Here is a 19163-nt window from a genome sequence, read left to right on the forward strand (position 1 = left end):
TCACTCCAACAGAAGATATGCATGTCAAACGATAAAAATGCCGCCAGCAAGCAACTGTCCAAAGACATACTGCCGCTTTTTACCGACAAGAACCTGGTGTGCGTTGCGACTCTCATGGAGGACGGGTCTCCCCAGATCACCCCGACGTGGGTCGACGTTGACGAATCCCAGAACACCATTCTTGTCAACACTGCAAAGGGCCGTGTCAAGCAAAAGAACTTGGCAAGAGACCCGAGGATCGCAGTCGCAGTGGTCGACAGGAATAACCCGTACAATGTCGCGACCATAAGGGGAAGGTGGCAGAGCAGGCGACAGAAGGGGCGGACGCCCACATCGACAAGCTGGCCAAGAAATACCTTGGACTTGACAGCTATCCGTTTCGCAATCCAAGCGAGCAGAGGGTCATATTGAAAATAAAGCCGGAAAAGATATTCCACATGAAGCCAGGTTAGTCATTTAGCTTGGAAACTTGCCAGGTTCATCACACCAGGACTTGGAAATCACGGAATAGGGCAGGACGATGTATCTGTTCCCCAGCCGGATCCTAATGTGATAAATATTATCATGTGGAGTTGATAGCTGTATGAGCAAAGATGTGAACGAAGGCGGGATTGGAACCGAGGAGGCCAAGGATCTAGAGCTAGACGAGGAGGCAAGACCTGTAAGGAAGGCGGACAATACGCCCATTCCAGAGGCTGCCGAAACGAATCAGAAAAAGCGAAAGGGCACAAGAAAAGTAGAGTAGAATCTAAAACATTTCACAGATGATTGTGCAAGGTGCCCTGCAACAAACTGTTCACTTTGGTCCGGCTCCCTGTGGACTTTGGAATTTCACGCCAATAAGACATGCAGAAAATTATTCGACTACCCCATCTCTGTATGCCACAACAGCTAAAACCTCGTCAAACCTGCTATGTTCGCCGGATGGATAAGGCTGCTGCCCTGCAAATGTTTGTGGCGTGATTCTGGCCGAAGTTATTTCATCGACATTTACCCGACGCCAGCCAGGAATGTTGCCAGAAGAGCTCTGACCGCCTATTTGGTATACCAAAAGCTGTTTTCTGCCGTTATGCACTCCGTAAACGTGAGGTTCTGCTATTCTGCCATGGTTATGGTAGCTAAATTCGATTATGTTTTTGTTCATAATGGCGGTTCTGATCATCTCATCTATACTGTGATACACATATGCCATCAATCATACATCGTCAAAATGATGTATAACAAGTGCTGGCGTTAATGCCTGTCCCAATATTCAAAAGGCTTGGAACACAGAGTCTGCAATGGTGCGGTATACACAGGGTCAATGAAATCCTTTTTCTTTTCATATCCGTGTCAGTTGTTTTTGAAATACCTGAAAACCACTATCAGGCTGCAGCATGTTCGTTTGTATGAAGTATTGCCTGCTCTTCTTCCTTTTTCAGGTGCTCTCGAAGCGATTCTACCGAGTCAAATACCATCCCACATTGAGGGCAACTCTGAACGTTAGCATCAGTGACAGATGATATATGCGTGGCCTCTTTGCTCCTGCTTGATTATCCCCGCGGATATCTTAAAAGACTTGAGCTTAAAATAAGCACATTACACCTGTACACAGACGACTTTGCGTAAAAGGCAAAAAGACTATCAGAAATTCTCTTAAATGATAACTGCGGAGAGCTACTAACCATGTGCGAAATGGCACGAAGCAAGTTTAGGCTTGCGAAATGCCGCTAGTAGTGTATGGAAAACCCTCGCAGGGTAGGTGAGAGGAACTGCATCTGCAAAGGTGCAGGGATCTTGCCGAGCCTGCAGGGAAATACTTTTCCAGATTTGGCTTGCCAGTATTTTGTCTATCATGTAGACACAAGAATAGCAAAAGAAGAAGCGTGTGCGCGAATACATCATGCTAATTAGATCATTTTGCCAAACAATGACATGGAATCAAGCCGCGATATGCCAGTTGCCGGCAGCCCCTTGCTGTATGTACCAAAGATGATGTTTTTTACAAAAGGAAAAGGCACACACAAAGACAATCTTACGAGTTTCGAGCTAGCACTAAGAAACGCCGAGATTGCAGACCTCAACTTGGTCTCCGTTTCTAGCATAAAGCCACCATACTGCAAGATAATCAGCACAAAAGAAGGCAGAACCTATCTGCGTCCAGGTCAGGTGGTATTCACAATAATGGCCAGGTCTGCCACCAACGAACCCAACAGGCTGATTGCGGCGTCGGTGGGGCTTGCAAGGCCTGCTGATGACAGCCAGTACGGGTACTTATCTGAACACCACTCGACCGGCGAGACTGGGCAAAAAGCCGGAGATTATGCGGAGGACATGGCCATGGAAATGCTTGCCACCACGCTTGGGCTGCCAAACGACCCAAGCCTTGCGTGGAACCAGAAGGAAGAGCAGTGGAAGCTGTCGGGCAAGATCTACAAGACTCAAAATTTTACGCAATCGGCGGAAGGCAACAAGGATGGTCTCTGGACCACGGTGGTAAGCGCGGCCATTCTGATATTATGAACAAGACGCATCATCTTGCCAGGCAGCTAGAACGTTTCAATCGCCGGGTTTTCTTTCACCGTTGTTGTCTATGATTTCCTTGACGCGACCAACTAGCCCGTTTTCAAGCGCTACCTTTATTCTGTGAGGATGGCTTGCAGAATTGGTGAGTATCCTGCGCACGACGCCTTCCGTCAGTTTTCCGCTCGCCTGGTTTTTCTTTTCAACGATTCGCACGCGGCTTCCCACCTGCACGTCGCTTCTCTTTTTTCCGTCCTTCATAGAGCAGAAGCATTCGCAGGTGTTAGAAGAACCTTTCAATTGACGTTGATGCTGCCAAATCATTAGGTACACAAGCCTTGCACAAGACGCAACGGCGTTGCGATTGTTATGTTATGCCAACGCTAAATAGCAGGCTTGCGTATCCATATAATAATAATGGGCTACCGCGTAGTTTGCGAGCGCCACAATCTCAAGCAGTTCTGTAACACGATGATGGAAGCCAAGGCCGTCCAGATTCAACACAAGCGCGAAGGATGTTTGGAATCTGAAATCAAAAAGCCCGGACAAAAATAAAACAGCCAAAAGAGCAGCCGGCAGGAAAAAAGCGCGCCTGGACACAGTGTACTGGCAGTCTTGTTTATGAGTCGCGGTTTGCAATAATGGTATAGGATGATGCAGGCATGACAACGGATGGATCAGAGAAACGGGATGATGAGAAAGAAAATAATGCCGGCGGCAGCAAGGATCTCCGGAAAACCGGCGAGAGACCTCCAAATCCAGGTCAGGGCAACAAAGTAGCCGCAGATTTCCAGTGTTTTGTTTGCGGGGCAGTGTTTACCACCGACCAAGATAGAAAACAGCACCTGGAAAAAGAGGCGCACGGGGTACTACACGAAGACTCTACCGAGGAGGACACGGAAACTGCGGAGAGGCAAGAGGAATTAAACGAGAGCCACGCCCACCGCGTTTAAAGCGTGCAAGAATCCATGTTCCGACTGGTGCATTACGTCTCACAATATTACTACGGCAAGATTCAAGATTAATTAGATGCGACAGCAATTTTTAGGCATATGGTTGCAAAGAAAGCAGTCAGGAACCCCGGCACCAGAGAACAGCTAGAGAAAATTTCGCAGAGGACAAAGTCTGCCGCCCATGCGCTCAGAGACCAGCTACAGTCGGTTGCAATTGGGATCGAGGAGAGGGTGGCAATTGACGATCACATCAACAACATATCCAATGAAATGGAATACATGCTCGACAGCATAGATAGCATCCCAAAGCTCAATCAGAAAAAAATCTTGGACGCGTACAAAAAGTTCCTGAAAGAAAATCTGGACGCCGTAGACGGCAGGCTTAGGGAGAGATAGTTATTAGCAGGCGTCTCAGAGTTGCGTCGTTAGTATAAGAACCGTGCTCCAGCAGCGTCATGATGATGTTGTCGCGTACGTCTTTGCTCCTGTAAAGTCCATGCCGGTGCAGGACTCGTCTCCCATCACCCAAGCATCATGGCCGGGCGGAATTATTGTAAAGTCTCCCGGATCCACTTCTGTTTCGTCCCCGTCGTCCATCCTTATATCTTCATTCTTCCGGAAATGATGTAGCCGGCATGATGTTGTCGGCAACTGTCCGTCCTTACCAATGGTTTGACAGACTTGACCACTGCCAGCCCGGCTCAAGTACAAACCGGCCAAAAGTCACGTCTTCCATATTCACTGTCTGCATCCTGCCTTTGTCAAAACTTCTCGTCTCGTCGGAGGAGGCCAGACTTTTGGAGGCCGGGGATATAGACGGCGGAGGTTCCGCTTGTATTAGGAATTTCTCGGTAAAGTTACAGGAGCGTTTACAAGAACATCAACCGGTATTCAGCGCAGCAGATAATCCCGTATGCAGATTCAAGTACAGCGAAAATTTCTTTGTCCTGTTTACGGCTGATAATCCTGTACTGATAAACGCTGATTAAAATATGCGAATTTTTTAGACGAACAAGTCACTAGCACTTGCCAGCAGTCTGAGCGCAGCTACTCTTTTTCTCTTGGAACGATGCAATTTGTTGTACAGGCCACGCAACAGGACGACTGGATACATCTATCCGCAGAGTACCTTAACTTGTGCATCCACAAAAATTTGTTTGAACGTACATGTTTGGAACAACAAGATACACGGTACTTGCCGTCATAGCAGGCATGGCAATCCTGAGCATGGTGGCGGGGCCAGGGTTGATGATAACAAACAACAACATCGCCGCAGCGCAGACTCCGCCATCAGGCAATGCAACCTCCTCTTCTTCGGCAAAGACGATCACCTTGACGCCGACTTCAGGCAGCACAGGTAGCAACGTCACTATCGATGGAACCGGATTCTCGACAGGGCAGACGTTTGGATTCACGTTTGATGGTAAATACATCTACACAAACAACATGACGCAGAATACCATGGGAGGGTTCTCCATAATAGCAACCATACCGAGGAACGCGACAGCCGGAGACCATGAGATAAAGGCTGCAGGTAGCAAAGGAGAAAACGCAACCGCGACGTTTGCCGTGCAAGAATCTGGCAACGCGACATCATCGACTGGTAACACGACATCGACGACTCCGGTGCCCCCAAGCAACGAGACATCATCATCTGGCAACTCTACTTTAACCACGCCGGCAGGTAATGCAACTGCAACTGGAAACTCGACAGCTATCCCCGGAGTCAATATTGCAACACTCGTTCTGACGCCGGCGTCCGTAAGCGCGGGAAGTGAGTTGAGCATAGCCGGCTCGGGTTTTGGCAGTAACCAAAATGTAACGCTGGCACTGAACGACAACCCTCTGCCCTCAAACTCGACCATAACAACTGATGCAACCGGCGCGTTTACTGCTACCGTGGCCATTCCCAAGGACGTAGCAGCCGGCAACCACAAGATCAGCGCAAAAGACGGTAGCGGCGTCGAAGCTTCTGCCACTCTGAGCGTGACTGCAGCAACAATGCCCCCATCAGCACCCCCACCATAAAAAAATGATGCGAGCTGCGCCTGACGGCGCAGGCTGCTTTTTTTCCAAAGTCCGCCAATCCCAGTTCATTCGTAATTGAGATTACAAAATCAAGAATAGCTTTAAAGATTCATCGAATGACAAAAAAAGTGCCACCAGCTGCAGAGAATTGCGGTAGCCCCGTAATGAGGTAGTAGGATAGCTTTTGCTATGACATACTTGCTTTACTCACAGGTTTCATTCAGTGGTATAGTATATTTCGCTCTGCTTTTTTTCCAGTGTCAAGGTTGCATCTTTTTCTTCTTGATTCCCGCGGGAAGTATGGCCTGACCTACTTCCTTGTACATTTTCAGAAAGCGTTTCCCACGCTCCGTAGCATGGTACTCTTTTTCCTCAGCCACATAATCGAGGAGTCCTCCGCCCTGCAACAGCTCTAGGTATTCCTTCAGCTGCGGGAACGACAGGAAAGCCTTGTACATTATCCTCGTCTTTATCGCGCCGCCCTGTGCAACTTCAAGCACGTCAGCGGCAATGTCCATCCTGCTTCTGTATTTCACAAGAATTATAGGAATTAGTCATTTAAATGAGTACCTATATTAGAAAATTAGAGAAATATTCTATATTGCTCTTCCATAGTTTTCTGGATCTTGACCAGCAGGCGGACTACAAGGGAGTGCCACTAGGACTTTTAAGCAGAGGCGCACTCTCTATCAAAGCTGAGACTAGCTTTTGCGATTTATATCGCCTGAACAAGAAAATTCACTGCAGCTGCAATTATCGTGACGTGGAAAATCCGCGGGCGCTGCAAATCGGTCAGCTCTGACATATAGTAAATCCTCCATACTTTTACCAGTGAACTTATCCTCACGTGCAACGAGGCTGCCAAGACACACGGTTTCTTTTGCGGTGATGATGACGGCGGCAATGTTACTGCTATCGATTGCCGGCAATGCACCGGTAAAGGCACACGCCCTGACTGACGCCTGCAACTGCGTGATATTCCGGCTCGACGACATCCAGGACTCTTGGCTAGTCCCTGTCCAATCTGCCGTCATCGACAAGTTCGTGGAGAAAAACGCGAACCTCGACTTGGCGATAATAATGAACCATATTGGAAACGACCCTGCCATAGTCGACAAGGTGAAGGAAGCCATTTCAACGGGCTTGGTTGAAACGTCCGTGCACGGGTGGGAGCACGTCGATTACCGGACGCTTTCCTTGAGCGAACAGCAGGACACCTTGGAGAAGGCCAATCAAAAGATGGGAGAGCTGTTTGGAAGCAGAACCAACGTGTTCGTAGCCCCATACAACGCATACAATGACGACACGCTAAAGGCAGCCAGCCAAGCGGGCCTTACAATCTTGAGTTCCGAGTTTGACCAAGAAATGGCAAGCATATACAACTCTGACGATCCGGATAGCCCCGGCAACAAGGTGTACAAGGCGACCGCTGGCTCGGACATCAAAGACTCGCAAGGAATCTACCATATGCCGCAGGTAGTCGGCTTTTACACCTACGATTCCGAGCCGCCGACAAAGACCCCGCTGTCCACGATTGAAAGCAAGATAGACAGCACCATTGCAAGCTACGGCTATGCAGTAGTGACTTTGCATCCGCAGGATTTCACGGTAAAGGACGCAGGCAACAACCCGACGGACACTCTGTCGCAGGAAGAGATGAACGACCTTGACTCGCTGCTAACCTGGATAAGCAATCAGAACTACCACGTAGAAACGTTTTCCGGCACGGTCAACAATTCTCAGGCATCCACCCCGGCTGCTGACGACGACAACAATGACAATAACAGTAGCAATAACAACGACGACAGCACTGCTGCTTCAGGCCTGATAGCGCCTCTGGTCAATACGATCGTTTCATCGCTTCGGCCGAGTAACGGCGGCCCATAGAGGACGAGAGAAAGAGAGGCATGTGATGCCAGAAAGCGCATCGCGATTCGGGACAGGCAGCGAAGGGCAGCTACGGGTCAGATGGTAATGACGACACGATGGCAGCAGGCACCTTCTTTTTTATTTCAACCTAAAGCTCACCCGACTAACCTGAAAATCTATTCCTTGCTCGTAGAACCCCTTTGTCAGCGCCTTGCTCAATCCCTTTGTAACGTCATCCAGCCTTTCTTCATCCTCGACAATATCTGTTGGCACGTCAATCAGAATTTCAGCCTCAAGAAGCAACTTTTTCGTTTCTACCATGATCTTTATCGGATATTCTGTCTAATAGGGATGGCCGCGCTTTTGCGCGTGACAGGCCCGCAGGGAAGATCCAGTGCGCTTTCTTGCGGTGCAGTTCTTGCTTTTGGTATGCGTCATCAGTTAAAGAACGTGCAGACAATATGCGTTGCCCTTTATGCGGCTTGGTTGTAGAATCCATCGTGTGGAAACAGGCGCAACCAAGCCCGTGGCGATTCGAGCTCTTCAAGGACTCTTGTTCCCACGGTAAAAATGAGACTTGTCTGATTGTACGCAAGTAGAGAACCTGAAGGAATGTACCGGATTCTGCGACAGCGTTACATCGTTGGCCGTCTGCTCTGATCACTTTTGACAAACATGCTTAACATCAATGGTTCAGCAGAGATACCAATGCACATGTTGCAACGCCTGTACTACGACAATGCAATGATTAGCGCGATGCAAAACTATTACGGGATAAACGACGTACATGCGTTGACCAGTTTCTTTCAGGCAGCCGGCCTCGTAAATGGCGACAGTGATGACGACGGTGGCTGATTCTAAAATCCATCAGATCTATTTTGTTGTAGATGATGATGTTCTGTTGTAGGATGTTAACCCCGCTCTTTTGTAGCACTAGGCCAGACGACATGCTGCTTGGCGTTGAATGAAATTCGCCCCGCGATAATGCATGTCAACTCCTTATGAACGGCAGATTCGATTGTTACAGTACCAGCTCATCTCTTAAAGTAAGATACTGAAACCAAATTTAGCCAAAAAATGGAAATTTGAGCTGGCAGTTAACGACAATTGCAGAATATTTTTATAGTGCCATCTTCTACTCGCGAATTCCCTATGGACAACTTAGAACAGCAGCTGTCAAGGACAGAGGGACGGAGACCCTCGGGCAGGTCCAGCGCTGCTAGTTTCCTGCTATGCAATTCTTGTTATTGGTGTGCATCATCAATCGCAGAATTTACAGATGACCTGCATTGCCCTTCATGTGGCTCGGTCGTAGAGTCCATCCCGCTAGAAACTGGAGAATTGCTTTCATTTGGCGTGGACGCAAAAAGAGGCGTCATACTGGAATTCAAAAAATCGCTGAGAAATGTAGCATAGAAAGAGAATGGACTGGGTGGGATTTGAACCCACGACCTCTCGCTTGCGAAGCGAGCATTACTACCCCTGAACTACCAGCCCGCAAGCCACATGCAACAAGACCCCGAATATAAAACATCGGAGCGATAAGATCATAAGAGCACATGCACGCAAGTGTTAGCGGACAGCACGGGAATGGAAAACTCGTACGACACGCTCATCACAAATGCTTCTGCAGTCATACCCAAGGTCGGGATAGTCGAGTGCGACATCGCCATTGAAGGCGGCAGGATAAAGACGCTAAAGCCGTCGCAAAACGCAAGTGCGTCGAGGAGGATAAACGCGGCAGGCAAGTACGTCCTCCCCGGCGCAATAGACCCGCATGTCCATTACGGCGTCTACACCCCGATTGACGAGGCGGCGCGGACTGAATCGTGCTCGGCTGCAGTCGGAGGCGTCACGACCATGATGCGCATGCTGCGCCTGTACGACAGCGACTACCGCGCAGTCGAAAGACAGTTGCAGGCAAGCAGGGGCACCCATTACATCGACTATGCCATTCACGCGTCGATATTGAGAAGCGAGCAGGTCAAGGATATACCCTACCTGAAGAAAAAAGGCATCAACTCTTTGAAAATATACATGAACCTGGGGGCCGACCTCAACCACATCTATATGGACTTGGAGCCCGGCGAGCACGGCGTCAAGGACGGCGAGGTCAACATGGACGACTCGCTTCTGTCCGCGATAGTAGAGGGCGGAGCAAAAGAAAACTCTACAATTCTTGTCCACGCTGAAAATCCTGCGGTGTGCGCAGAGCACATCAGGCGCGGAAAGGAAAAAGGATTGTCCGGCTTGAAGGCGTGGTCGGACTGCAGGCCGGCGCAGTCGGAGGCAGAGAGCGTCGCAAAAGTGTCGGCGCTTGGCAGAAAGTTTGGCGCAAACCTCTACTTTGTGCACATTGGCTCAAACGCGGCACTTGACGCCATACTTGCCGAGAGGCAAAAGGGAAACGCCAACTATTACATCGAGACCTGCCCCCAGTACCTCACCCACACGCACGACTTTGCAAGCATTACGGGCAAGGTCGTGCCCCCCATACGCTCAAAGAGCGATGTGCAGAGCGTCTGGTCGGCGCTCCGGAACGGCATCATCGACACGGTCGGTACAGACCATGTGGCAAACAGGCTTGACATAAAGATGGGACGGGGCGACCTGTGGTCCGCTCTTGCCGGCTTTCCGGGCATCGCCACGATGCTCCCTGTGCTTCTCGACCAAGGCGTCAACTCCGACAGGATAAGCGTCGAAAGGGTAGCAGAAGTCACGAGTTACAACGCTGCAAGGATATTTGGAATGTACCCGAGAAAGGGCACAATACAGCAGGGCTCTGATGCGGACCTCGTGATGGTTGACATGGACCTTGAGCAAAAGGTGACGCCAGAGCTGTTGCAGTCGTACTCTGACTACTCCATCTACGACGGCTGGAAATTGAAGGGGTGGCCGGTGCTCACAATGGTGCGCGGCAAGGTCGTGATGGAAGGGGGACAGGTGGCGCAGGACGCGCTCGGCCACGGCCAGTTCGTTGCAAGGCCCGCCTAGGTCTTTTTCGTCTTGTCCTCTACCCCGAACACCTTGTACCGGGAGAGGGCCTTGTACATCAAAAAGACTATGAAGGCGATTATGAGGAAGTCGATGATGTTTGCTATCAGGTCGCCGTACGAGAATTTTGTCGTTACCCCGGTGACGCTGTTTGTGACGTTGTAGGAAAGGGTCTTTAGGTCGCCGGAAGGCAGCGCAAGCCCGACTATTGGAGTTATGATGTCGGTCACAAACGCCGTTACGAGCTTTGAAGCGGCTGCGCCGATAACAAACGCGATGGCAAGCCCTATCACCCCGAAGGTCTTTAGAAAGTCGATGAACTCTGTCATCAGAGATTTTTTCGCTGGTGCAGGGGTGCTGCTGTCCGACACAAGGCAGAGCTCGGGCAAGGCAGGATAAAAAGATGATGCACGTACCTTACTGATTACGCATCAGGGTTGACTGTCTCAAACGTGCCGTTCCCCTTTGCCCTGTAGTACACGTCGGCCTTTCTCGTAAACAGCCCAACCTCCATCACTCCGGCAATTCCCTTCAACTCCAGCTCGGTTTTTCCCGGGTCGGGAATCGACTGGAACGCGGTGTCCAGTATTATGTTGCCGTTTTCTGTAATAAACGGGTAGCCCTTGTCAAGCGTGCGCATGGCCGGCCTGCCACCCATCTCTTTTAGCTTTTTCGCGGCCGATGTCCGGGCCATCGGGTGGACTTCAATCGGAACGGATCTTGAAAACGACTTGACAAACTTGGCTTCGTCTGCCACAATGACGACAGTCTTGGCAGAAGAAATCAGGATCTTTTCGCGCAGCAGCGCACCTCCTCCGCCCTTTATCATGTCGAAGTTGCCGTCTATCTGGTCGGCGCCATCAAACACGACGTCGATGTCCGGTATGCGGATCTCGTCTGCAAAGCGCAGGCCTGATTTCTCTGCCTCGACTTTTATCTGAAGCGACGTCGGGACGCAGAGGAGTGTGTCCTTGGCTTTCAGGCTCGCCATCTCCCGGACGATGTATGCGGCCGTGCTCCCGCTGCCAAGGCCCACTACTTGGTCTGGCTTGACAAACCTACTCACCGCGTCCTTGGCCAGCTTTTGTATTGCATCCTGTACGGACAAACAATATGCGCACTGTACGCAGGGTATAAAAAGTTAGAACTTGCGCATCTTTCTCAGGTCAAAGCGCGCCGGCCCGTTTATGCCCGGGTTGAGGTAGCGGCTGGACAGATATTTTGAAATGTCCTGCGCAGGATTGTTGTTTGCGTTCTGTCTTCCCATGCGCTCGATGCCTGCCCGCAGGTCTGCAAGGCCGCCTTGCGCGTCGTCCTGTCCCAGTATATCGCAGAACATGCCTGTTGGCGGACATACCGCCTGGATGTCGGTGCCCTTTTTGGTCCACTTTAACATGCCCAGATCAAAGTCGATTGATTTCTCCCACGATGGGTCGCTTTCGACAAGCCACCTTGGAACGCGGTTGCCCTGCATGGCTTTCCGTCGTGCACCATGCCATTTATGTTTTTGCTGGCGACGATGATAGATAGAATATATAGCGCGTCGATTGCAAGTGCAGGTATGGCAAGACGCGAGAACAACAAGACACACGCCTACAGCGCCCAGAGATCGGGCAGCAAGAAATATGCCAAGGCAGAAAGGCGCAAGCGCCACAAGCCAAGATAAGAGCGAGCGCGAGTTTTACACAATTTGCAATCTTTGCGCCCGTACGCGGCTTTTCTTGCAACATGCGAGCTAGACGGGTGTTTTTTGCAGGCGCGTCGGCGCGATATCCGCAATGGGAGAATGTTTATATATTAGAATAAAATATAAATATAGGCCGTAAAAGGGAAACAAAAAAAGAGTTTTGGTGAATAGAAATTGGTAAAAGACATCTCTATGTTTGGCGACCGCTGCCCCCGCTGTGGCAGGGGTTCGATGGTAACAGACAACTCCAGCGGAGAACTGTTTTGCGGTAACTGCGGTTTCGTCGTAAGCGAGAGGATAGAAGAGATGGGTCCGGAATGGCGCGCCTTCTCAAAGGAAGAGCACGAGGACAGGAGCAGGGCAGGCATCCCGACGTCGCTTGCCATGCACGACATGGGCCTTGCAACAATAATCGGCCCGGTCGACAAGGATGCCTCGGGCAAGCCGCTTTCCGCGTCCATGAAGAGCACGATTGAGAGGCTCAGGACATGGGACAGCAGGAGCCAGGTGCACGAGCCGGTGGACCGCAACTTCCGCCAGGCATTCTCCGAGCTTGACAGGCTCAAGGACAAGCTCGCAGTCGGCGACGCTGTGATTGAAAAGGCAGCTTATGTTTACAGAAAGGCACTTGAAAAGGGGCTGGTCCGCGGGCGCTCTATATCCGCGCTCGTAGCGGCGGCGCTCTATGCGGCGTGCCGCGACACCGAGACTCCAAGGACGCTCAAGGACATTGCAAATGCAAGCAACATCAAGAAAAAAGACGTCGCAAGGTGCTACCGCCTCCTCATCCGTGAACTGGACCTGAAAATGCCAGTCGTCGACCCGGTGAAATGTGTCGCGAGGATTGCAAGCAAGGCAGGTCTTTCAGAAAAGACAAAGAGAAAGGCCCTTGAAATCCTGAAAAAGGCGGAAGAAGGCAAGATCTCTGCCGGCAAAGACCCAATGGGCCTCGCTGCGGCCGCGCTGTACGTGGCGTGCGTCATGAACGGCGAGAACAAGACGCAAAAAGACGTGGCAGAGGCGGCAGGTGTGACAGAAGTGACCATCCGCAACCGCTACAAGGGCCTAAAGACGCACCTCAAGCTCTGAGGGCGGCCACAAACTTTTTCCTTTCTTCCACGAGCCCTTTCAGGACGTCTTCTGCTTCCTTTTGCCGGTCTTTAGTTGCGATTATTTCAAGGCACATGACAATGTCAGAATCAAGCGACAGAAGAGTGTCGAGCTTGTCGTCTCTGACTATACCGTTTGGCGTCAGCACGTCCGGATAGCCCTCCGACATGTCCGTCGCAACGCCCTTTAGCAGGATGTTCAGGCTGTCGTCCTTTTTCAGGCCGGCCTGGATCTTGTGCACCTTTGTCCGGACGTTCTGGCTTGTCAGCCGGGCAAGCGCCCTCATCTCGACGTAGCTGGACCGGCCGCTTTCCACGCCCTTTTGCACTATCGACGCTATGCGCACGGTCTCTGCAAGGTTGCCTTCAAGCTTGCCTCGTCGTCTGACGTTGTTCTTGTGCACTGGCGAAAAGACTCGTCCGGCCGGCTTAAATGCCTTGTTGTCAGGGCCTCTGTAGGCTTGCTCTGGGCAACGTGAACCGGATGGCCGCTCCGCCTGTGTACACCTGGTCGGCCCATATCTTGCCCCCGTGCGCCTCCACTATGCCCTTTGAAATCGGCAGGCCAAGGCCGCTTCCGCCGAACTTTCTTTTTGCAGTAGTGTCTATCTGGTAGAACTTTTCAAACAGCCTGTCCACCTTGTCGGCAGGGATGCCCACGCCGTTGTCTTCCACGGAAAACACCGCGACATCGTTTCTGCCGCCACCGTCTTCTACCTTGACTTTTATCATGCCCCCGCTTTCCGGCACGAAATCTACAGAGTTTTTCACGAGGTTTGCCAGGACCTGGTCGATTCTCTTTCTGTCGCACGTTATCGTGCCGGACGCCTTTACATCGGCCTTCAGCCTTATCGCCTTGTCCTTGGCGTAGGGCGCAAGGTCCGCGACGCATTGTGATACCATCTGCCCGATGTCGTTTTCGGTCATGACAAACGTCAGCTTGTCTATTTCGAGCTTGTACGAGTCCATTAGGTCATTTATCAGGTTCTCCATCTTGGTCGCGTTGCGCACGACCATCCTGGCGTGCCCCTTCTGGTCCTCCGTCAGGTTGCCGGAGCTTTCAGGGTCCAAGAGCGCGTCAGCGCCGAACTTTATCGGAGTGAGCGGCGACTTTAGCTCATGGCTCACCATCGACGAGAATTCCTCCTTCATCTTGTCGATACGCACGAGATCCTCGTTCATCTTCTTCAGGTCGTCGGTGCCGGCCTTGACGCTTTTGCGCATCTCGTCAAATATGCGCGCAAGGCTTCCCACTCTGTCCTGCGAAGCAAGGAGCTTGGAGTCAAGCCGGACATCGAGGTTGCCTCTTGCTATCTCTTCTGCAGCCCAGGCAAGTTCTGCGGTCTCTACGCGCAGCCTGCTGGTCGAGTACATCACGTAAAACAGCACGCCGCTGAGCGCCAAACCGACGGCGAGCACTATGTACGGCATGAAGGGGTTGAACCCGGAGTGTATGGAGTCGAGCGCGGTAAACTCTAGTATCCACTGCCTGCTTCCTATCTCCATTATTACTGTTTTTTCAAGTGACCTGTCGATGTCGGCTTCCTTGGTACCGGCGACCGCGGCAAGGTCGAACATCAGGTTCTGGCTCTCAGGCGAGCCGCCGTCGTGTATGGAAAACGTGACGTCGCGGACTGTTCGGCCGGTTATGCCGGCCATCAGGTCGTTAATGCGGAATGGCGAAAAGACCAAGCCCTTGATGTTTTCGCGGCGCTCGTCAGGCGTGTCTGCCGGCAGGCCGTTTTCGTACACGGGGACCATCATCAGAAACCCGCTCTGCGTGTTGTTTTCGGTTACCGTGATAAGCGTTATCTTGCCGGTTATGGTTGTCTGGCCGCTGTCTATGGCCCGGGATATCGCGGTGTTTCTCACCTGCTCGGATGACTCGTCAAAGCCGAGCGCCGACCGGTTTCTTGCGTCAACCGGTTCGGCTAGCACGACAGGATAATACTCTTGTTTTTGGCTTTCCGGCCACACGGTGTAATTTGCAAGCCCTTCTTCGCTGCGCACGCTTGCGATATGCGATGCGAGCTTGTCTGCAGGAACGCGCTCGCTAAAGCCGATTCCTTGCATCCCGGGGAACCTCTGATGGATCAGCTGGTTGTCCACAAAAGCCTTCCATTCCGCCCTCTCCACCTGCTGCGACGAAGCAAAGAGGCCCTTTGCGCCAAAGAGCACCTGCTCGTACTCCTGCATCCGGTTGTTTATTGAAAAGACGGTCGCAAGCACTTCATCATCAAAGTGGGCCTGTTCTAGGCCGTTGACAAAGACTGTCACGGTATACCACGCAAAGAGGGTTATCGCGATTGCCACGGCAAGCGCCGCAAGGGGAATAGACAGACCGTCTCGCAGCAATTCTGTTGATGCTAGTTATAGAAGCAAGTAAAATAACTTATCTCTCTTTCCACTATTACTACTGGACTTCTATCGCAGCTTCACTAAAGCCTTTCTTTACCAAATAGCCCTTGACGTCGTCCCGGTGGTCGCCCTGAAGCATGATAAAGCCGTCCTTGGCAGTCCCCCCGCAGGCAAAACTGCTTTTCAGGTCCTTGACTATTTTCTGCATGTCTGAGAGCTTGGGGTTGATGCCCTCTATTAGAGTTGTAGTCTTGGACCAGCGCCGCGTCTCTAGGCGGATGACAATTCGTGCATCTTCCTTGTCGAGCTCCCCGCACGCGCAAAGGTCATCAGGGAGGCCGCATTTTTTGCAGATAACCGCCATCGAGTAACACGATTTTCACGATGCCTATTATTAAGCCTTGTCATGCGTGAGAGAGGGAACGAAAAAAGGACCAAAGGTGCAGGGGAGGATCATTTTTCCCGCTGCCGCCTAGGGCCGTGCTGGTGGTTAATGGTTAGTGACTGATGATGCCAATAGACCCAGCGCTCCAGCTGCACCGAGTATCAGTCATTAGGCTGGCCTAATATTTAAACGGCCTTGGCTTTTTCGCCAGAGAGAGTGACGTTCGCTCAAGATAGATATTTGTGCAGGTGCACCCCATCTGTCTTTATGTCTTCTTCTGCTCCCGCTGTTGATACAGGCGGTACGAGGATAAAGAGCGCCGCGTCTGCCCTCCTCAAGGGAGGCACGCTTGTGAGCGAGCCCTGCCCAGAGTGCGGAGGCGTGCAGGTAAAGCTTGCAGACAAGACAAGCTGCATCAACTGCGGGTACCAAAGCGCGCCCAAAGAAGAGCAGAAAAAAGAAGGACAGGCCCCGCCCGCACAGATAATCGTTGGAAGCCTGGGCGCCTCTGCGGCAATAATCGAGGCCAAGATAGCCGAGCTTGCTTCCGGCCTCAAGGATGAAAAGGACACTGCCACCCAGAGGCAAAAGGCCGAGCTCTTGGAGGCGTACCTGCGCATACTGGAAAGGATGAGGGCGCTTTCTGCAAAGTAGCATCGGAATGTATTTAAAAGAAGAGAGTGTGACTAGAACCGTAAATGAGCAGCAAGAAGAAGAACGCCCCGCTGCCGGCTTCAAGCGCTGGCCTTCTCAGGTTCTTTGAAGACGAAACAAAGGGGATAAAGGTCAAGCCCGAGATAGTCATGGCTATCGCTGGCGCAATGATTGGCGTCTCGGTCATCGTCAGGATAATTTTCCCGATCGGATGAGCACCGATGCTTGCGGCAAAGCAGGACGACGTTTCTAACATCCATAGACGATGGTCTTTTACAAGGATGACTCCCGGAACGCTCCGGGCGTCGTACGCGATGATGCTTGCCTGCGCCGCGGTAGTCATTGTGGTATCGCACGTTTTCCACCTCCAGACTGATACTACAACCCTTGCAATACATTTGCCGCTCGGGCTTGCGGCGCTTTTCGGCCTCACGTACCTCGACTTTGCGATGCTGAGGGGCACGCCTGTCAACAAGATGTCCAAGGTGGTGCACGTCACGTCGTTTGCAAACCTTTTGTGGGCAATCACGGTCATCGTGGGCATCCTCGCAAGCGCGCTCTTTGCCAAGCCGGGGACTACAGACTACATCGTGGCGGGGATGCTCCTTGCCGCCGGCCTGCGCATCAGCATCTTTGTGTCGGTGTTTGGGGCAGGCATGGGAAGGGCTATCGCGATATGCCTCGTGCAGCCGCTCATATTCTTTTTCGCTTTCGTGCCGGCGCAGTCGTACAACATCATCATTACCGAGCCAGTCGGCCTCGGATTTGGCGCCCTTTTCGTGGCCCTTGCCATCTCTTGGGCAACCCTAGTCGACAGGGCAGGAAGACCCGAGATCCCAAGCACGTTCCGGGTCCTGCAGGCGTTCCTTTCTGCGTGGACCGAGAACAAAGCAGGAGGCCTTGAAGAATACCTTGAATCAAGAGCGCACGACGAGTCCGTGTCCACGAAAATAATCAGGTTTCTGCCGCAGGGGCCCAGCAGGCAACAGCAGCCGTCGGCGATAATCCTCCCCGACGTCCACCCGGGTCCGTTTGGCAGCGTGGGCGGGAGCAACCTGCCGTACGTGCTTTACGAAAGGTTCGCCAAAAGCGCGCTTGTTATGCACAGCGTGTCGGACCACTCGCTTAACATCCCCTCAAAGGCCGAGGTAGACAGGTACATCGCCGGCCTGTCTGGAGCGTCGGTCGAGGGTAGCGGCAAGACGTGCTCGCTTCCGGTACAGCACCATCAGGGAAACGCGACTGCCACAGCCATAGTGTTTGGCAAGAGCGCGCTTCTCATGCTATCACTTGCGCCAAAGGGCATGGAAGACGTGCCGCAGGACGTGAGAAAAGAGCTTGAATCGTATGCCGCGACCCTTGGCATGGACCACCTCCTGCTCGTAGACTGCCACAATGCGATGGGAGCCCAGCTGGGCGAACAGGATGTCTCCGACTTGGTAGCGGCGGCGAAAAAGTGCCTCGACGAGGCAGGCAGCGGAGCGCAGGCCGAATTTTCGGCAGGCTTTGCGAGACTCGAAGACGTAAGGCATGATCTTCAGAACTCCCACGACCTCGGGCAATCGGGACTTGCGGCTATTGCCATAGTCACGCAGGGAAGGACTTACGCCATCGGCTGGGCCGACTCGAACAACATGGACAACGCTCTTCGGGACAAAGTTGTGGCAAGGGTGCAGGGCGCGACGATACTCGAAGTGTGCTCATCTGACACGCATTCCACTTCTGGCAAGAGGACAAGTGAGGGGTATTTTGCGCTTGGCGGCTCTAGCAGCCAGGACGCCATTGCAAGCGCCTATGCAGAGATATGCAAAGTCGCGCAGGCAAGGGCGAGTGCATGCGCATACGAGGTCTCTTCCGCCAGGTCGGAGGTCAAGGTGATGGGCGAAAAGCAGTTCCAGGACTATTCCGGTGCGCTGGATCGGGCGATGAACATAACAAAGGTGTTTGTCGGGACCACGGTCGCAGTCTTTATTGTTATGCAGATCCTCGCGTGACTACGAGGACTTTATCTAGAAACCCGGACACATCCATCGCAAACGAGCGAAATTTTGCCACGGGGACGACCGGCATCCCGTCGCCCACAAAGTGCACTTTTTCTGCGTGCAGCGTCATGACGACCGGCACTGCCATAGATATTCCCTCTTCGCGTCTTAGCAGCTCTTCTGCCCTCTTTGCCTGTCTGGCGCAATGCTGTGCTATCGACGAGAGGTTGCTTCTCTTCCAGTGCTTGCAGTCGACTGCAAGCGCAAGGCCCGCGGCGCTCGTGCCCACGACGTCCAGCTCCATGCGCGGCTTTGTAAAGCGCACGTTGGTCCTCGTCTGGTAGCCGAGCGAGGAAAGCACGCCGGCGGCAAGTTGCTCAAAGTCCTTCCAAGTCAAGTGTTGCGACACGCGCTCCGGATCGCACCCGGCCTCTAGCGCAAGCGTGGCCGCCGCAAGCCTGTCACCGGATGAAAACGACATGGCGCTTGCAGAGCCCCGGCCGATTCCCCGGGAAAGTAGCGCCTCCGCAAGGCTCCTTGCCACCGACCTGCTTGCTATGCAGGCGTCCTGGCAGAACCGGTCAAGCGTCGTTTCCTCCGACATGGCAGCAAGTGCCTTCACCAGCAGCTCAGGATGCATAA

At 52.4% G+C, this 19163-nt stretch carries 24 protein-coding genes, 1 tRNA gene and 1 pseudogene; 13 read left to right on the top strand and 13 right to left on the bottom strand.

Annotated elements, in window-relative coordinates; translation table 11 throughout:
- Positions 1-21: 21 nt before the first annotated feature.
- Together ACYOR7_RS07015 and ACYOR7_RS07020 are read left to right on the top strand one after the other, a co-directional pair.
- The gene (locus ACYOR7_RS07015) at positions 22-411 is read left to right on the top strand and encodes a pyridoxamine 5'-phosphate oxidase family protein (protein ID WP_294807361.1); all 390 of its coding nucleotides are present in this window, start codon (positions 22-24) and stop codon (positions 409-411) included.
- A gap of 172 nt (positions 412-583) precedes the next feature.
- Positions 584-745, top strand: coding sequence for a hypothetical protein (locus tag ACYOR7_RS07020; RefSeq protein ID WP_479913481.1), 162 nt, complete (start codon positions 584-586; stop codon positions 743-745).
- 111 nt (positions 746-856) lie between these two features.
- On the opposite strand, the gene ACYOR7_RS07025 is transcribed toward ACYOR7_RS07020, so the two are convergent.
- On the bottom strand, positions 857-1192 hold the full coding sequence (locus ACYOR7_RS07025; protein WP_479913482.1) for a hypothetical protein: 336 nt from the start codon (positions 1190-1192) through the stop codon (positions 857-859).
- 722 nt (positions 1193-1914) lie between these two features.
- Here ACYOR7_RS07025 and ACYOR7_RS07030 point away from each other — a divergent pair.
- Entirely contained in the window at positions 1915-2502 is a 588-nt protein-coding gene (locus ACYOR7_RS07030) for a pyruvoyl-dependent arginine decarboxylase (protein WP_479913483.1), read from the top strand.
- A gap of 36 nt (positions 2503-2538) precedes the next feature.
- Here the strand turns inward: ACYOR7_RS07030 and ACYOR7_RS07035 are convergent, their stop codons facing one another.
- The gene (locus ACYOR7_RS07035; RefSeq protein ID WP_479913484.1) at positions 2539-2763 is read right to left on the bottom strand and encodes a YwbE family protein; all 225 of its coding nucleotides are present in this window, start codon (positions 2761-2763) and stop codon (positions 2539-2541) included.
- Positions 2764-3164: 401 nt separating this feature from the next.
- Between ACYOR7_RS07035 and ACYOR7_RS07040 the strand changes: the two genes are divergently transcribed.
- Together ACYOR7_RS07040 and ACYOR7_RS07045 are read left to right on the top strand one after the other, a co-directional pair.
- A complete protein-coding gene (locus ACYOR7_RS07040; protein ID WP_479913485.1) occupies positions 3165-3455 on the top strand; it encodes a hypothetical protein in 291 nt (96 codons plus the stop codon).
- Between the two features lie 99 nt (positions 3456-3554).
- Entirely contained in the window at positions 3555-3851 is a 297-nt protein-coding gene (locus ACYOR7_RS07045) for a hypothetical protein (RefSeq protein WP_479913486.1), read from the top strand.
- A gap of 57 nt (positions 3852-3908) precedes the next feature.
- Here the strand turns inward: ACYOR7_RS07045 and ACYOR7_RS07050 are convergent.
- Positions 3909-4206 (bottom strand): annotated as a pseudogene (locus ACYOR7_RS07050) (cupin domain-containing protein).
- A gap of 416 nt (positions 4207-4622) precedes the next feature.
- On the opposite strand from ACYOR7_RS07050, the gene ACYOR7_RS07055 reads away from it, so the two are divergent.
- A complete protein-coding gene (locus tag ACYOR7_RS07055) occupies positions 4623-5483 on the top strand; it encodes a hypothetical protein (protein WP_479913487.1) in 861 nt (286 codons plus the stop codon).
- A 260-nt stretch (positions 5484-5743) separates the two neighbouring features.
- On the opposite strand, the gene sso10a is transcribed toward ACYOR7_RS07055, so the two are convergent.
- Positions 5744-6019, bottom strand: coding sequence for an Sso10a family chromatin protein (gene sso10a, locus ACYOR7_RS07060; protein ID WP_479913488.1), 276 nt, complete (start codon positions 6017-6019; stop codon positions 5744-5746).
- 367 nt (positions 6020-6386) lie between these two features.
- Here sso10a and ACYOR7_RS07065 point away from each other — a divergent pair, with 367 nt between their 5' ends.
- On the top strand, positions 6387-7370 hold the full coding sequence (locus tag ACYOR7_RS07065) for a polysaccharide deacetylase family protein (protein ID WP_479913489.1): 984 nt from the start codon (positions 6387-6389) through the stop codon (positions 7368-7370).
- 120 nt (positions 7371-7490) lie between these two features.
- On the opposite strand, the gene ACYOR7_RS07070 is transcribed toward ACYOR7_RS07065, so the two are convergent.
- Positions 7491-7673: a hypothetical protein gene (locus ACYOR7_RS07070; RefSeq protein ID WP_294805102.1), complete on the bottom strand. Its 183-nt coding sequence runs from the start codon at positions 7671-7673 to the stop codon at positions 7491-7493.
- A gap of 393 nt (positions 7674-8066) precedes the next feature.
- Between ACYOR7_RS07070 and ACYOR7_RS07075 the strand changes: the two genes are divergently transcribed.
- Complete coding sequence (locus tag ACYOR7_RS07075) at positions 8067-8207, top strand: hypothetical protein (RefSeq protein ID WP_479913490.1); 141 nt, start codon at positions 8067-8069, stop codon at positions 8205-8207.
- Between the two features lie 569 nt (positions 8208-8776).
- Here the strand turns inward: ACYOR7_RS07075 and ACYOR7_RS07080 are convergent.
- Positions 8777-8849 (bottom strand) — tRNA-Ala (locus ACYOR7_RS07080).
- A 72-nt stretch (positions 8850-8921) separates the two neighbouring features.
- On the opposite strand from ACYOR7_RS07080, the gene ACYOR7_RS07085 reads away from it, so the two are divergent.
- Complete coding sequence (locus ACYOR7_RS07085; protein WP_479913491.1) at positions 8922-10346, top strand: dihydroorotase; 1425 nt, start codon at positions 8922-8924, stop codon at positions 10344-10346.
- On the opposite strand, the gene mscL is transcribed toward ACYOR7_RS07085, so the two are convergent.
- Genes mscL through ACYOR7_RS07100 form a run of 3 tightly spaced genes read right to left on the bottom strand, consistent with a single transcriptional unit; the run spans position 10343 to position 11820 of the window.
- Positions 10343-10717, bottom strand: a complete 375-nt coding sequence (gene mscL / locus ACYOR7_RS07090) for a large conductance mechanosensitive channel protein MscL (RefSeq protein ID WP_479913492.1) — start codon at positions 10715-10717, stop codon at positions 10343-10345. The two genes, ACYOR7_RS07085 and mscL, sit on opposite strands and share 4 nt — an antisense overlap.
- A gap of 53 nt (positions 10718-10770) precedes the next feature.
- Complete coding sequence (rpiA, locus tag ACYOR7_RS07095; RefSeq protein ID WP_294805094.1) at positions 10771-11454, bottom strand: ribose-5-phosphate isomerase RpiA; 684 nt, start codon at positions 11452-11454, stop codon at positions 10771-10773.
- Positions 11455-11487: 33 nt separating this feature from the next.
- Positions 11488-11820 carry a hypothetical protein gene (locus ACYOR7_RS07100; protein WP_479913493.1) on the bottom strand — a complete coding sequence of 111 codons (333 nt, stop codon included), beginning with the start codon at positions 11818-11820 and terminating at the stop codon, positions 11488-11490.
- A gap of 405 nt (positions 11821-12225) precedes the next feature.
- Between ACYOR7_RS07100 and ACYOR7_RS07105 the strand changes: the two genes are divergently transcribed.
- Positions 12226-13122 (top strand): transcription initiation factor IIB, encoded by an 897-nt coding sequence (locus ACYOR7_RS07105; RefSeq protein WP_075055910.1) that lies wholly within the window; start codon positions 12226-12228, stop codon positions 13120-13122.
- On the opposite strand, the gene ACYOR7_RS07110 is transcribed toward ACYOR7_RS07105, so the two are convergent.
- The 3 genes from ACYOR7_RS07110 to yciH are packed head-to-tail and all read right to left on the bottom strand — an operon-like array spanning position 13112 to position 15864.
- On the bottom strand, positions 13112-13546 hold the full coding sequence (locus ACYOR7_RS07110; RefSeq protein WP_294805089.1) for a hypothetical protein: 435 nt from the start codon (positions 13544-13546) through the stop codon (positions 13112-13114). The genes ACYOR7_RS07105 and ACYOR7_RS07110 overlap by 11 nt on opposite strands.
- Positions 13547-13586: 40 nt before the next feature.
- Positions 13587-15497: a CHASE domain-containing sensor histidine kinase gene (locus tag ACYOR7_RS07115; protein WP_479913494.1), complete on the bottom strand. Its 1911-nt coding sequence runs from the start codon at positions 15495-15497 to the stop codon at positions 13587-13589.
- A 58-nt stretch (positions 15498-15555) separates the two neighbouring features.
- Positions 15556-15864 carry a stress response translation initiation inhibitor YciH gene (gene yciH / locus ACYOR7_RS07120; protein WP_294805085.1) on the bottom strand — a complete coding sequence of 103 codons (309 nt, stop codon included), beginning with the start codon at positions 15862-15864 and terminating at the stop codon, positions 15556-15558.
- A gap of 288 nt (positions 15865-16152) precedes the next feature.
- On the opposite strand from yciH, the gene ACYOR7_RS07125 reads away from it, so the two are divergent.
- Genes ACYOR7_RS07125 through ACYOR7_RS07135 form a run of 3 tightly spaced genes read left to right on the top strand, consistent with a single transcriptional unit; the run spans position 16153 to position 18533 of the window.
- Positions 16153-16539 carry an Sjogren's syndrome/scleroderma autoantigen 1 family protein gene (locus ACYOR7_RS07125; RefSeq protein ID WP_294805083.1) on the top strand — a complete coding sequence of 129 codons (387 nt, stop codon included), beginning with the start codon at positions 16153-16155 and terminating at the stop codon, positions 16537-16539.
- A gap of 44 nt (positions 16540-16583) precedes the next feature.
- Positions 16584-16754: a preprotein translocase subunit Sec61beta gene (locus tag ACYOR7_RS07130; protein WP_294805081.1), complete on the top strand. Its 171-nt coding sequence runs from the start codon at positions 16584-16586 to the stop codon at positions 16752-16754.
- A gap of 6 nt (positions 16755-16760) precedes the next feature.
- Entirely contained in the window at positions 16761-18533 is a 1773-nt protein-coding gene (locus ACYOR7_RS07135; protein ID WP_479913495.1) for a DUF2070 family protein, read from the top strand.
- On the opposite strand, the gene ACYOR7_RS07140 is transcribed toward ACYOR7_RS07135, so the two are convergent.
- The gene (locus ACYOR7_RS07140) at positions 18514-19161 is read right to left on the bottom strand and encodes a restriction endonuclease (RefSeq protein ID WP_294805077.1); all 648 of its coding nucleotides are present in this window, start codon (positions 19159-19161) and stop codon (positions 18514-18516) included. The two genes, ACYOR7_RS07135 and ACYOR7_RS07140, sit on opposite strands and share 20 nt — an antisense overlap.
- Positions 19162-19163: the final 2 nt, after the last annotated feature.

The sequence above is a fragment of the Candidatus Nitrososphaera sp. 86-2 genome (assembly GCF_056726185.1).

Coding starts and splice junctions, on each gene's coding strand:
- ACYOR7_RS07135 (WP_479913495.1), top strand. CDS start 16,761: ATGCTTGCGGCAAAGCAGGACGACGTTTCTAACATCCATAGACGATGG.
- ACYOR7_RS07140 (WP_294805077.1), bottom strand. CDS start 19,161: ATGCATCCTGAGCTGCTGGTGAAGGCACTTGCTGCCATGTCGGAGGAA.
- ACYOR7_RS07025 (WP_479913482.1), bottom strand. CDS start 1,192: ATGGCATATGTGTATCACAGTATAGATGAGATGATCAGAACCGCCATT.
- ACYOR7_RS07065 (WP_479913489.1), top strand. CDS start 6,387: ATGTTACTGCTATCGATTGCCGGCAATGCACCGGTAAAGGCACACGCC.
- ACYOR7_RS07045 (WP_479913486.1), top strand. CDS start 3,555: ATGGTTGCAAAGAAAGCAGTCAGGAACCCCGGCACCAGAGAACAGCTA.
- ACYOR7_RS07100 (WP_479913493.1), bottom strand. CDS start 11,820: ATGCAGGGCAACCGCGTTCCAAGGTGGCTTGTCGAAAGCGACCCATCG.
- ACYOR7_RS07105 (WP_075055910.1), top strand. CDS start 12,226: ATGTTTGGCGACCGCTGCCCCCGCTGTGGCAGGGGTTCGATGGTAACA.
- yciH (WP_294805085.1), bottom strand. CDS start 15,864: ATGGCGGTTATCTGCAAAAAATGCGGCCTCCCTGATGACCTTTGCGCG.
- ACYOR7_RS07070 (WP_294805102.1), bottom strand. CDS start 7,673: ATGGTAGAAACGAAAAAGTTGCTTCTTGAGGCTGAAATTCTGATTGAC.
- ACYOR7_RS07030 (WP_479913483.1), top strand. CDS start 1,915: ATGGAATCAAGCCGCGATATGCCAGTTGCCGGCAGCCCCTTGCTGTAT.
- ACYOR7_RS07055 (WP_479913487.1), top strand. CDS start 4,623: ATGTTTGGAACAACAAGATACACGGTACTTGCCGTCATAGCAGGCATG.
- ACYOR7_RS07035 (WP_479913484.1), bottom strand. CDS start 2,763: ATGAAGGACGGAAAAAAGAGAAGCGACGTGCAGGTGGGAAGCCGCGTG.
- ACYOR7_RS07020 (WP_479913481.1), top strand. CDS start 584: ATGAGCAAAGATGTGAACGAAGGCGGGATTGGAACCGAGGAGGCCAAG.
- ACYOR7_RS07130 (WP_294805081.1), top strand. CDS start 16,584: ATGAGCAGCAAGAAGAAGAACGCCCCGCTGCCGGCTTCAAGCGCTGGC.
- ACYOR7_RS07040 (WP_479913485.1), top strand. CDS start 3,165: ATGACAACGGATGGATCAGAGAAACGGGATGATGAGAAAGAAAATAAT.
- ACYOR7_RS07125 (WP_294805083.1), top strand. CDS start 16,153: ATGTCTTCTTCTGCTCCCGCTGTTGATACAGGCGGTACGAGGATAAAG.
- ACYOR7_RS07075 (WP_479913490.1), top strand. CDS start 8,067: ATGTTGCAACGCCTGTACTACGACAATGCAATGATTAGCGCGATGCAA.
- ACYOR7_RS07015 (WP_294807361.1), top strand. CDS start 22: ATGTCAAACGATAAAAATGCCGCCAGCAAGCAACTGTCCAAAGACATA.